Source organism: Actinocrispum sp. NPDC049592, from assembly GCF_040675465.1.
In the GTDB taxonomy this organism is placed as follows: Bacteria; Actinomycetota; Actinomycetes; order Mycobacteriales; family Pseudonocardiaceae; genus Kibdelosporangium.
On record NZ_JBFAPA010000008.1, the window covers coordinates 347359 to 359728 of the forward strand.

The window sequence follows — 12370 nt, forward strand, 5'->3', positions numbered from 1 at the left end:
CGCAGCCACACGTACAGCCAGGCGACGATCGTGCTCATCACGGTGACCACGATGCCGTACCTGGTGAACTGCCAGAAGCTGATCCGGTGACCGGTGCGGGCGGCGATGCCCAGCGCGACCACGTTGGCGCTCGCCGCCACCGCGGTGCCGTTGCCGCCGAAGTCCGCGCCCAGCGCGAACGCCACCACAACGCCTGCCCGGTCACCGGATCCGGCGCCTGCGCCTGCGCCACCACGCCTTCCACGATAGGCGTCATCGTGGCCACGTACGGGATGTTGTCGAAGAACGCGCCCAGAACGCCGGACCCGAACAACAACGCCGTCGCCGCCACGAAGTAGTTGTCGCCCAGCACGTCCACGACCCACTCGCCGATGCCGCCGATCAGACCCGTGTGCACGAGACCGGACACCATCACGAACAGACCCATGAAGAACACCAGCGTCGGCCATTCGACCTCACGCAGGATCTCGCCGATGTCCACCTTGGACACCAGCACCATCACCCCGGCGCCGACCAGAGCGACGATCGACGGGTCGATGTGCACCACCGCGTGCAGCCCGAACCCGACGATCACGCCACCCAGCACCACGAGACACCGCGCCAGCAGGCGGACATCGGTGATCGCCCGCCGTTCCCGCAACGCCATCACCGCGGCGACGTGCTCGGGGTGGTACTGGAACGACTTGCCGAACAACACCCGGGTCATCAGCACGAAGATCACGAACACCACGACGGTCACCGGGGCCATGTGCGCCAGGAAGTCGTTGAACGTCAGGCCCGCGCGGCTGCCGATGATGATGTTCGGCGGGTCGCCGATCAGGGTGGCCGCCCCGCCGATGTTCGACGCCAGCACCTCCGCGATCAGGTACGGCTGAACACCCCGGTCTGCCGGATCACCCCGACGATGATCATCATGCCCAGCAGCAGGAAGATGACGTTCCAGTCGATGCCCTCGTGCTCGGAGAAGAACACCTCCGACCCCGCAACCAGCCCCAGCACGGCCATCGCACCGGCCGCGATGAGCACGACGGCGACCTTGTTCGCCTTCTCGGTGGCGATGAAGAAGAACGCCACCAGGAAGATCGCCAGCGCCAGAACCGCCGTCATGTGCCCAGTCCCGCCACGGCGAGGCTGGTCAGCAGCCGTTCCAGCGTGATCACCCCGGCCAGCACTCCCCCGTGCCCGGTCATCGCGACCACCGGGCTGTTCGACCGGACCAGCACGGCCGCCACCTCCAGCAGCGTCGCCCCGGCCGACACGGTCACCGGCTTGCGCGGTTCCCGGGGCAGGCAGTCACCGACCGTCAGTTCGGCGACCTCCAGCCAGAACTGGTCCGCGCTTTGTTCGTCCACAGTGCGCGCGAGCGCCGGATCCTCCTGGTACGAACCGGGAACCACCAGCCGCAACACCTGCGTCGCGGTCAGCAGTACCCTCGGTCGCGACAATCCGTCCACCACGACCAGTCCCGGCAACCGCCCGACCGCCATCACCCGGACCGCCTTGGCCACCGGATCATCCACCGTCACAGCGGGAAGACTCACAGCAACATCTCGCGCCAGCACACACAACCCTTTCAGACCGGGAAAACGCGCATTCACTCCACAATGGACATACGCGCAGCAACTCCTCCAGCCTGCCCGACGTCATGCTTCAGACCAATCGGGCGCAACACCCAACTCGCCTGGGGCTCACCATGTAGTGGCAGGCCAACCGGCCCGGGGTGGTGTCCGGAACGGTTCTTCCCGCGGCCACCGGTTCCGGCCATGGGGCAGCATGCCTGCAATGTCCTTGGGCGTCCCGCAAGGGCGTCGATACTTGGGTATGCGCAAGGCTCTCGCACTGGCCGGGCTGCTCGTCCTGACCGCCTGCGGCACGCAGGGCGGCGGTATCGAGCCGCCCGGGAACATCGCGGTGACTGATGTCCTGACGAGAGATGCTTTGACGCTCGGCCCCGACGGTCACGCGGTCGAACTCGGCGCCTCGGAGGCCGAGGTCACCGCGGCCGGATGGACGGTCCGTGACCAGCCTGCGCCGGGCCGCGCACAGGACTGTCCGGAGATCGCCACCATCCAGCTGCCGAACGGAGAGGACGGCACCCTCACCATCTCGGCCAAGGCCGGGGTGTCCCACATCAGTGCCGGGGGCGACATGCACACACCGGAAGGCGTCCGGATCCACTCGCTGGCGGCCGACGTGACGAAGGCCTATCCAGAGGTGAAGGACGCGGGATCCGGCGCGGACCTCACGGTCCCGGTCCCGGGCAACCCGCAGGCGAGCTACGTCATCAAGTTCCAGTCCGGCCAGGTCCTGTTCCTGGACCTGAAGCTCAACGACACCGATTGCTAGTATCCCGCGCCGTTCAGCGTCTGTTGCGCCCGGACCGCGCCCGGATCACCTTCACCAGAAGCAATGCCGTGACCAGGGCCGCCAGTGGCGCCAATGCCGCGACGACCAGTGCGGTGATCACCGGCAGGCCGGCCGACGGGGGTGGATTACCGGGCGGTACCGGCGGCGGAGCGAACCGCAGGTGCGAGTCCATGTGGTGCCACCGGGTCACCTCGAGATAGATGATCCGCCAGCTGCCCGCCCACAGTACGAGCGCGATCACCAGCGTCCCCAGCAGCCGGCGCCGCGCACAGTGTGCCTGTGTGATGCCCACTCGAAGCCCCTTCCGATCGTTTCGCTGGTCACGACCTCTCGGCCCGGTTCACGCCATCGGGCAGGGATCCTGCAATGCCCTCGGGTTTCGCGTGCGGGCGCGATACCGTTGGCACTCAACGCCTCTGGCCACAGCTTACGTTGGGAGCGGGTCTCGTCGTCCCGGCACGGGATTTGAGAGGGCGGCAGGAGAGGTAGGGGGCCATGTGGGGTTCGGGTGTTGTCCGCGGGAGACGGGTCCACGCAGGTACGGTCGTCGTGGCCGCGCTGCTGGTGGGTGGCGTGGTGGTGGCCGGTCAGGACGATGGCCATCCCGCGCAGCAGGTGCAGTTGCTGCCCGGGGCCGCCTGGTTGCCGTCGTCCCGGGTGGGCCAGGTGACGCTGCTGGACGGCAGTTCGGTCGAGGTGGCCGCCCAACTGCAGGCCGCGCCGCCAGGCAACGCCCTCGACGTGGTCCAGCAAGGGGCGACGGCCTACGTCATCGACCAGACCGCCGGCACGGTGCGCAGGGTGGACGGCGCCACCTTCGAGCTGACCTCACCCGCATCGCCGATTCCCGACGCCCACGCCGGGCTCACCGCGATCCCCAGCCGCAACTCACTGTACACTGTGGACACGCAACGTGGAATCGTGGCGGACACCGACCCGCACACACTGGCCCGCCGCGGCGAGATGCTTTCCCTGGCAAGCAAGCTGTCCGCCGGAGCGGCCACAGTGGACGACAACGGCACCCTGTGGGCGGTCGATACGGCCACCGGTGATCTCACCCGGGTATCGGGCGGGAGCCGCACCATCCAGCGCCAGGTGGCGCAGCCCGGGCGCAGCATTCTCGCCGTGGCCAACGGAAGCCCGGTCGTGCTCGACACCGCGGGCCGCAAGGCGATCACCATCGACCGGGACACCGGCCGGGTCCGCGACACCGTGGACCTGGACGTGCGGACCAACGACACGTTCGAGGTCTCCGGTTCGCCGCACTCCGACCGGCTCTATCTCGTCGTCGGCCGCGGCGTGCTGACCATCTGCGACCTGGCGGCCGTCAAGTGCGACAAGGCGATCCCGCTCGACGTCGGCAACAAGTACGGTGCCGCGGTGGAAGCCGGGAACCGTCTGTTCGTGCCGGACTACACCACCGGGCAGGTGTGGATCATCGACCTCGCCCGCTCCCAGGTGATCGCGAAACCCACCGTGCTCACCCGGCCCGGCCAGTTCCAGCTGCTCAGCCGCGACAGCCTGGTCTTCTACAACGACGCCAGCACCGAACACGCCGGTGTGATCCACCTCGACGGGTCGGTCGCGGCCGCCGCCAAGTACAACCCGGACAACCCGGCCAAAGGCGTGACCAACCCCAACCCGCCGCCCGGACGCCAGCCGGACGCACCCAATCCGTCGCCGGACAAACCCAAACCGCCGCAAGACACTCCCGGCACACCGCCACCCAGTTCCCGGCCGCCCCAACCCGATCCGCAACCAGGCACGCCCACCGGTGCGCCACGCCCCGCGGATCCAGGCGACCCACCAGTCAATCGTCCAGACCCGCCAGGGAATCCGGGTGATCCACCGGTGGATCGTCCGGACCCGCCAGGGAATCCAGGCGGCCCGCCGGAACCGCGGCTCGAGATCGCCATGAGCGAAGTCAATCCGGTCGTCGACGAGTCCATCACCCTGCGGGTCACCAACTCCTCGGGGGAGGCGCCCACCAGCGCGCACTGGACCTTCGGCGACGGCGCCCAGGGCGACGGGGTGACCACGTCGCACAGTTGGACCGCCGCAAGGCCCACCGGCTACCTGGTGGCCGCCGTCGTCACCTTGCCCGACGGCCGGGAACGCACCGTCTCGGTCACCGTTCCCGTGACGGAGAAGCCAACTGTCCCACTGACTGTGGCCGTTCCCGGCGGTGGCGGCACCATCACGGGCGGTGGCCTCAACTGTCCCGGCGTTTGCACCGTCGGTGTGGAACCCGGCAAACAGGTCACACTCACCGCGCGGCCCGACGGCGACCACGTGCTCGGGACCTGGTCGGGTGACGCTTGTGCCGGCAGCAAAGCGGCCACCTGCGTGGTGACCATGGACAGCGCCAAGACCGTCAGCCACCGCTTCGACAGTCCACTCCGGACGTTCACGCTGACCGCCATCCGCCCCAGCAGCGGATCCATCCGGTCCAACAATCCCCCGATCAGCTGCGGCGGCATCATCAGCGGGGCATGCAGCGCCACCGTCAACCAGGGCACCCAGATCCAGCTCACCCCCGCGCCGGACCAGAACCACGACTTCGTCAGCTGGGGCGGCGCGTGCGCCGGGCAAGGGACCACGTGCGTTCTCACGATGACCAAGGACGAAACCGTCTCGGCCACCTTCAATCGCACGCTTCCGCCCGACATCACCAGCTTGACCTGCGAGTTCTCCGGCAACAACAAGTTCTTCTGCGATGTCTCGCACAGCAACGGCGGCACTGTCGAGTGGATCATCGACAACAACCCCGCACCACAGTTCGACGGCCAGAACTCGATCAGCACGTCGTGCGGCAGCAGAACCGTGACCGGCATCAAGGTGGTGATCACCAACAGGGTCGGCCAGGACATCAAAACGACCTCGGTCAGCTGCCAGGGCGAACCGAAGTGACCACTCTGGTCCTGGCTCTGTGAAAGTGGTATTCCTGTCTGTGCCGCCGCAACGGCCCGCAGGGAGTACCCGTGATCCGTCGGATCGTCGTCGCGGCAGTAGCCGCGTGCAGTTTCCTGTCACTGGGACAAGTCGTGTCGGCGGCGCCCGAAACGCCGTCGAATGTCCATGTCGTCGCGGTCACCCAGACGAGCATCACGCTCGCGTGGGATGCCGTTCCCGGTGACCTGCTGTCCTATGAGGTGTACCAGAACGGCAGCATGTCCCGGATCGTCGGCGGCCGGACGACCACGAAGACCGTCGACAACCTGCAGCCCGGCCGGGAGTACCGCTGGACCGTGCTGGCCCGCGGGCGCGACCGGGTGCTGTCCGCGCAGAGTTCGTTGGTACTGGCCACAACCGCTGCCCGCCCGCCAGACGTGACGCCACCCACGGCGCCTGCGGGGATCGCAGTCGTCCACAGTGGAGCGAACAACGTCTCGCTTGTGTGGCAGCCGTCGACGGACGATGTGGCGGTCACCGGGTACGAAGTCCGGCTGGCGGACAAACGAATCGCGATGTCCACCGGTCCGTCGGCCTCGGTGAACGGGCTCAAGGCGAATACTGACTACGCGTTCACCGTGGTGGCCAAGGATGTTGGTGGTCATTTTTCCGCGCCGACACCAATCTCGGTTCGCACCGGCGAGGGGGCGGACCCGGTGGGCGAGGCTGTGCCGTTGGCTGTCAGCGACGATGTTCCCTGGGGGCTGACCTTCCTGCCGGACGGTTCGGCGTTGTACAGCGAGCGGGACACCTTCCGGGTCTATCACCTGACTCCGGACGGGACCAAGACCTTCGTCGCGACCATCCCGGACGTCGCCGGGACCTCCGGCGAGGGCGGTCTGATGGGCCTGGCGTACAAGGACTCCTGGCTGTACGTCATGCACACGACCGCGACGGACAACCGGATCGTGCGGTTCAGGTACTCGTCGGACGTGCTGGACCTGGCGTCGCGGGAGATTCTCGTGTCCGGCATCGCGCGCAGCAAGTTCCACAACGGCGGCCGGCTGCGGTTCGGCCCCGACGGCAAGCTCTACGCGTCCACCGGCGACGCCCAGAACTCCGCCAACGCCCAGGACCTGAACTCCCTCAACGGAAAGATCCTCCGGCTCAACCCGGACGGCACCGTCCCGTGGGACAACCCGTTCCACGGCAGCTACATCTGGAGCTACGGACACCGCAACCCGCAGGGCCTCGCCTTCGACTCACTGGGCCGGTTGTGGCAAGCGGAGTTCGGCAACTCCGAGACCGACGAGCTGAACCTGATCCGCAAAGGCGGCAACTACGGCTGGCCGTACTGCGAGGGCCGGTGCGGCCTGCACGACCGGGCGCTGCTGGACCCGGTGCAGACCTGGCGCACCTTCAACGGGTCACCCAGCGGGATCACCATCGTGCACGACACGATCTACGTCGCGGGCGAAGCGGGTCAGCGGCTGTACCGGATGGACATCCACGGCAACACGGTGACCGTGCCGGAGACGTACTTCTTCGGCACATTCGGCCGCCTGCGCACGGTCGAAGCCACCCGCGACGGCAACCTCTGGCTTACCGCCACCAACGGCGACAAGGACAACACGCCAGGAAACGACGCGAACACTGTGACGCTCATCAAGCTGAACTAGTGCCCCGCGGCTGCCGGTGATCGCGATACTCAAGGCATGACACACACCGGTCCGGCATCCGCGGAGTCAGTGATCGACAGCCCGCTCGAGGCCCAGTTCGAGACGTTCATCGACCAGCACCGGGCGGCCCTGCAGGCCTGCCTCGACGGCCTGACCGAGGAACAGGCCCGCAGGTCGCTCGTGGCGTCCCGCACGACGCTGCTCGGTCTGGTCAAACACGCCACCTTCGTGGAGAAGGTCTGGTTCGACGAGGCGGTGACCGGCCGCTCCCGCGCCGAGATCGGCATCCCCGCCACTCCCGACGAGTCGTTCGAACTCACCGGCGAGGACTCCATCGATACGGTCCGTGCAGCGCACCGCGAAGCGTGTGAGGCGTCCCGCCAGGCCACAGCCGGCATGCGGCTCGATCACATCCTGCCGGGCAACCGGCGCGGCCCACTCCCCCTGCAGTGGGTCTACCTGCACGTCCTGCGCGAACTGGCCCAGCACTGCGGCCACGCCGACATCCTGCGCGAGCAAATCCTCGGGTAGGGGGTCATGGCCGGTAGTAGTCGTCGATCGGGATGCGGGCCTCCTCGAACAGGGCCGGTCCGTCCTGCGGTACCACCGGCCAGGCAGAGCCCGGGTTGAGTCCGACGAGCTGGTCGGTGGACAGGGCGTAGACCACGCGGCCGAGTCCGGAGCGGACGATGCCACCGGTGCACATGCCGCATGGCTGGCAACTGGTGTACATGGTGGTTTGCGCGGCTGTGTCCTTGTCGAGCTCGCGGGCGGCCCAGCGGGCGAGCTTCAGCTCCGGGTGGGCGCTGATGTCGTTGTCGCGCTGCACGGTGTTGTGCGCCTCGACGAGGATCGTGCCGTCCGGCGCGGCCAGCAGGGAGCCGTACGGTGCGTCGCCCTCGGTGACGGCGTGCGCCGCGATCTCGATCGCGCGCCGCAGCAGGGCCTCGTCGGCACTGGTGATCACGATGATGTCCTCCAGTGGGTCGCCACGGCGGTGAGCGCCCGCCAGGCCTCCTGCGGCCGGCGGGTCTCTTCGGGATCGCCGTGGTACGGGTCGAGCAGCACCGTGTCGGCGCCGAGCTGCTGCAACTGGTCGAGATCGCCCAGGATCTGCTCCAGGGTGCCGACGCCCGTGAGCCGCTCGGGGTCGTCGACTGGCGTCGTGGTTATCCGCAGGGCGATGCGGGGCGTGAACGCCGGCAGTTCGTTGTCCGCCAGCGTCTGGCGCAGCCACGGCATGGTGAACCGCAGTGGGTGCCAGGGATAGCCGAACCGGACCGCGCGGCGGATCGCCGCCTCGCTGTTGCCGCCGATCCAGATGGGCGGCGCGTCCGCACCCCACGCTTCGCGCAGCGTGACCAGGTACTCGTCGGTCAGCTTGCCCCGCGCGGTGAACGGCACCCCCAGCGCCTCGAACTCCTGCCGCGCCCACCCCACCCCCACACCGAGCACCAGCCTGCCGCCGCTGAACTGGTTGAGGTTGGCCGCCATCCGCGCCACCAACATCGGGTGGCGGTACGGCAGGATGAGCACCGTAGTCCCCAACCGCACCCTGCTGGTGACGCCCGCGAGCCACGACAACGTGGTGAACGGCTCGTAGAACGGCTCCGGATAGTCCTGGGCCACATCCGCGGTGACCACCACGTGATCCGACATCATCAGCAGGGCGAAGCCGAGACCCTCCACCGTCCGCGCCCACTCACGCAGCACACCGGGATCCGTTCCGGGCCCGAAGTTGGGCACGTTGACGCCGAGACGCATGATCCCAGGCTATCCCGATGTGATCACCGAACACCATCGGCGGCCACTGTGGACTACCGACGGTGCAGCCGCGGCGCAGGGCCTCGGCCGGTGCGAGTCGAGCGGCGCGGACCGCCGGGTAGATGCCCGCCAGCACCGAGCCGGCCATGACGTTGGCCACGCCGACACCACCGGCAACAGCGCCCGAGCCCCCGACGCAAGGCCGCGCGGTGGTCGCCCGGGCGATCAACAGGTCGGATGGGCGGTCGACGGTGACCATGCCGGGGTTGGCGGGGTTGGTCGTGGCAGACCCGGTCCGGGTCGGCGCGCAGGTAGATTCGGCTCGGCTCGCCGGTGAAGCCGAACTCGTCGCGCGCCAGTGGCATCCCACCAGGGCGGCCGTGTCCAGTTCCGGCGCCAGCACACCGGCGACCACCGCGTACCGGCCACCGCGCCCCACCGGCGGCCCTCAGATTCCCCACCACCGATGTCCACGGCCGGGGCCATCAGTCGTTGGCGTAGCGAAGGTGCGGGCACCGACCTAGCCGATGCCCGCACCCATTCTCGTCGTCAGCCGCCGCTGACTCGGGTGGTCTTCATCAACCGACCTTCTCGATCTTCGCGTTCCGGATGAGCTGCTTGCCAGCCTCATGAATCTTGTTGAACGCCGCGTTGTTCAACAGCGCACAGCTACCCGATGTCGAGGTCACCGGCACAGTGATCGACTTGCCATTGTCCAGGTTCGTGACCTTCAGCATCGTGCCGACCGGGAACTGGTTGCTCGACGCCGCAGGGTCACCCGCCTCGCCCGACAACGTCACGGTCGACCCGGCACAGACCACACGGCCCTTGGCGGCCGCAGCACCAGACTGGTTCGCGTTGTTCCCAGCCTGGTCGAGGCCTTCGTTGGCCGCTGCGACACAGGCGGCGTCGGCAGCTGCGGCGTCGGCGTTGGGGTCGGCGTTGTCCTTGGCTGCCGCCTTGTCTTTGGCGGCCTTGTCCTTAGCCTTGTCCTTAGCTGCCGCGTTGTTCTGGGCTCCGGCCTTCTCCTCGTTCTTGGCTGCCGCCTCGTCCTCGGCTCCGGCCTTCTCCTTGTCCTTGGCTGCCGCCTCGTCCTCGGCTCCAGCGTTCGCCTTGTCCTTGTTGTTGTCCTTCGCCGCTGCCTTGGCCTTGTCCTTGGCAGCCTTGTCGTTCTGCTTGGCAGCCATGCCGTTTTGGTCGGCCATGCCGTTGGCCGCGGCCTGTGGGTCCGCAGCCACCTGGCACGCGATGATGGCCGCACAGTCGACACTGTTCACAGCAGCCGCGTTGTTGTCGGCAGCCGCGCCGCCTTCATCGGCAGCCATCCCGCCCTGGTCGGCAGCCATCCCGCTCTCGTCGGCCGCCATCCCGTTGTCGGCCTTGCCGTTCTGGTTAGCTGCCTTGCCGTTCTGGTTAGCTGCCTTGCCGTTCTGGTTAGCTGCCTTGCCGTTCTGGTTAGCTGCCTTGCCGTTGTCAGCCTTCTTGCCGTTGTTCGCCATGCCGCTCTCGTCGGCCGCCATCCCGTTGTCGGCCATGCCGTGCTGGTTTTCGGCCATGCCGTTCTGGTCGGCTGCCTTGTCCTTTTGCTTGGCTGCCTTGCCGTTGTCGGCCTTCTTGCCGTTGTTGGCCTTGCCGTTCTCGTCGGCTGCCATGCCGTTGGCTGCGGCGTTGGGGTCGGTGGCCGCCGCGCTGGCCTGACAGGCGGCGATGGCGGCACAGTCAGCAGTGTTGGCAGCATCCTTGGCCGCCGCACCGTTCTGATCAGCCGCCATGCCGTTGTCGGCCAGCCCGTTCTGATCGGCTGCCATCCCGTTGTGGGCCATGCCGTTCAGGTCGGCCGCCTTGCCATTCTGGTCGGCCATGCCGTTCTGGTCGGCCGCCTTGCCGTTGTCGGCCATGCCGTTCTCGTTGGCCGCCTTGCTGTTCCGGTCGGCGGCCTTGTCCTTCTGGTTGGCCGCCTTGTCCTTTTGCTTGGCGGCCTTGCCGTTGTCGGCCATGCCGCTACTGGGATCGGCGGCACCATCGACGGCACAGTTCAGTGCCACAGCGGCGGCCTTGCCAGCGTTGCCCTTCGCACCGCACCCGGCTGCCAGCCGCTGCTGGATCAGGTGGACGACGGCCTGCCGGTTGGCGATCCGGTCGGCGGACTGCGCGTCGGGTTTCGCCTGCTGACCTGCGATGAAGTTCTGATTGTTCTGCAGCGCCGCCTCAAGGTCACTACAGTTCTGGCTTGCTGCTGTCGTCGCGGCGTTGCTGTCCGGACTGCTCACCGCAATCACTGCCGCAGTTACCCCGGCGACTCCCAGCAGCGCGAAGAGCCCGATCTTCGCCTGCTTGCGGTGACGGCCGGAGCTACTAAAGCGGGGCATACGCCCTTCCCTTCGAATCGGCGCCTCACCCAAGGACACGACCGGATCACGCCACCGGTTCAGGGCGATTTCCCATAAACCACCAAAAAGCCCTGTGACCTCGACAGACACCACCCAGAAAACCTTTGCCCGGCAACGATTGCCCATCAGGCACGGTCACCCACGGAACCGGTTCCAGCGAACGGCATCACCACGTCAGGACGTGTCCACTATGGACTCAGCCGATGAACTCGCCAGCAAAACCACCAGGTTATGTCCCCGATGTATTTCCACACCCCCGCGCCAGCTGCTCAGCAATCCCTCGTATCAGACCGAACAGTTAAGCGAGCCTATTCGTCGGCGAACCCGGCGGCGCCTCGCCCTAGCCGATACGGATCCTGTGGTGACGATGCCAGCGCGGCGCGGGCGTGGCTGCGCCTAGGAACCTGTCAGCAGAGCGCCCAGCTGGTTGGGGGACGTCGGGCTTCCGGACGAGCTTTCCGTCCACTGTGGATAGAAATTCGGCAAGGGCGGGGCGTTTTCGTCGACTCCCTTCTCACAACGGCAGTTCGGTGCCGGTGTTCTCGGCGGTCATGTACTGGGCGTACCAGTCCGGCCAGTTCGGGTCGGCCTCGCCGGTGCGCTTCTCGTGCTCGCCGTGGGCTTTGGCCGCGCGTTGCAACGCGCCCGACAGGTCGCTCACCGAGCTGTACGTTGTGACACCGGTGTCCACGCGCCCGGGCAGCCGGGAGGTGATCTCCTGCAGGATCCAGGTATTGCCGTCCGGGTCGCTCAACAGGGCGCGGGACCGGTAGGTGCGGCGCTCGGGATCCAGGCCCGGCTGCAGCCCATCGGCGCCAGAGTGGAAGAACTCCCCCACCTCGACACCCACGCCGACCAACGCGTCCCTGGCGGCCACGATGTCGGACACCACCAGGTACCCCTTCGCCGATCCCGGCGCCGCGTCGGTCAGCGTCGGGCCGAACTGGATCGACGTCGCCGACCCGGGTGGCGTGAACTGCACGACGCCGGGCGGCGTGGCATCCAGCCGCCAGCCCAGCCGGCCGTAGAACTCCTTCGCCCGCTCGACATCCGCGACCGGGATGATGAGAACTTCCACCTTCATGTCGATGTCCACGATCATGGCGGACTCCTCTGGTGTTGTGGTGGCACTAACGACTAGCGGTGGCGGCAAGACGATGTTCGCGCGGTCGGCGCCACCAGAGCGCCGACGAGTTGTCGTGAGGAACACCCAACTCCGGTGCGCTCACGACGTCCAGCCGCCGGTCCGCAGGGCTGGGAACAGGCCAGCGCCGAACC

The 12370-nt window shown here is 67.7% G+C and carries 12 protein-coding genes; 4 read left to right on the forward strand and 8 right to left on the reverse strand.

Going from position 1 to position 12370, the window contains the following annotated elements; translation table 11 throughout:
• Positions 1-37: 37 nt before the first annotated feature.
• Genes AB0J95_RS22565 through AB0J95_RS22575 form a run of 3 tightly spaced genes read right to left on the reverse strand, consistent with a single transcriptional unit; the run spans position 38 to position 1526 of the window.
• On the reverse strand, positions 38-853 hold the full coding sequence (locus tag AB0J95_RS22565; protein ID WP_364760876.1) for an SLC13 family permease: 816 nt from the start codon (positions 851-853) through the stop codon (positions 38-40).
• Between the two features lie 8 nt (positions 854-861).
• Positions 862-1107 carry an SLC13 family permease gene (locus AB0J95_RS22570; protein WP_364760879.1) on the reverse strand — a complete coding sequence of 82 codons (246 nt, stop codon included), beginning with the start codon at positions 1105-1107 and terminating at the stop codon, positions 862-864.
• Positions 1104-1526, reverse strand: coding sequence for a CBS domain-containing protein (locus AB0J95_RS22575; RefSeq protein ID WP_364760882.1), 423 nt, complete (start codon positions 1524-1526; stop codon positions 1104-1106). The genes AB0J95_RS22570 and AB0J95_RS22575 overlap by 4 nt, the downstream gene beginning before the upstream one ends.
• 295 nt (positions 1527-1821) lie before the next feature.
• Here AB0J95_RS22575 and AB0J95_RS22580 point away from each other — a divergent pair, with 295 nt between their 5' ends.
• Positions 1822-2346 (forward strand): hypothetical protein, encoded by a 525-nt coding sequence (locus tag AB0J95_RS22580; protein WP_364760885.1) that lies wholly within the window; start codon positions 1822-1824, stop codon positions 2344-2346.
• Positions 2347-2359: 13 nt separating this feature from the next.
• Here AB0J95_RS22580 and AB0J95_RS22585 read toward each other — a convergent pair whose 3' ends face one another.
• Entirely contained in the window at positions 2360-2659 is a 300-nt protein-coding gene (locus AB0J95_RS22585; RefSeq protein ID WP_364760888.1) for a hypothetical protein, read from the reverse strand.
• 257 nt (positions 2660-2916) lie between these two features.
• Here AB0J95_RS22585 and AB0J95_RS22590 point away from each other — a divergent pair, with 257 nt between their 5' ends.
• From AB0J95_RS22590 to AB0J95_RS22600, 3 genes are all read left to right on the forward strand, one after another.
• A complete protein-coding gene (locus tag AB0J95_RS22590; RefSeq protein ID WP_364760891.1) occupies positions 2917-5277 on the forward strand; it encodes a hypothetical protein in 2361 nt (786 codons plus the stop codon).
• 71 nt (positions 5278-5348) lie between these two features.
• Positions 5349-6938 carry a PQQ-dependent sugar dehydrogenase gene (locus tag AB0J95_RS22595; RefSeq protein WP_364760894.1) on the forward strand — a complete coding sequence of 530 codons (1590 nt, stop codon included), beginning with the start codon at positions 5349-5351 and terminating at the stop codon, positions 6936-6938.
• Positions 6939-6974: 36 nt separating this feature from the next.
• Complete coding sequence (locus tag AB0J95_RS22600) at positions 6975-7469, forward strand: DinB family protein (RefSeq protein ID WP_364760897.1); 495 nt, start codon at positions 6975-6977, stop codon at positions 7467-7469.
• 4 nt (positions 7470-7473) lie between these two features.
• Here AB0J95_RS22600 and AB0J95_RS22605 read toward each other — a convergent pair whose 3' ends face one another.
• The 4 genes from AB0J95_RS22605 to AB0J95_RS22620 all read right to left on the reverse strand — a co-directional run bounded on the left by AB0J95_RS22605 (position 7474) and on the right by AB0J95_RS22620 (position 12194).
• Positions 7474-7902: a nucleoside deaminase gene (locus AB0J95_RS22605; RefSeq protein ID WP_364761126.1), complete on the reverse strand. Its 429-nt coding sequence runs from the start codon at positions 7900-7902 to the stop codon at positions 7474-7476.
• Positions 7902-8702, reverse strand: coding sequence for an LLM class flavin-dependent oxidoreductase (locus AB0J95_RS22610; protein WP_364760900.1), 801 nt, complete (start codon positions 8700-8702; stop codon positions 7902-7904). The genes AB0J95_RS22605 and AB0J95_RS22610 overlap by 1 nt, the downstream gene beginning before the upstream one ends.
• 578 nt (positions 8703-9280) lie before the next feature.
• A complete protein-coding gene (locus tag AB0J95_RS22615; protein ID WP_364760903.1) occupies positions 9281-11185 on the reverse strand; it encodes a hypothetical protein in 1905 nt (634 codons plus the stop codon).
• Positions 11186-11606: 421 nt separating this feature from the next.
• On the reverse strand, positions 11607-12194 hold the full coding sequence (locus tag AB0J95_RS22620; RefSeq protein ID WP_364760905.1) for a VOC family protein: 588 nt from the start codon (positions 12192-12194) through the stop codon (positions 11607-11609).
• Positions 12195-12370: the final 176 nt, after the last annotated feature.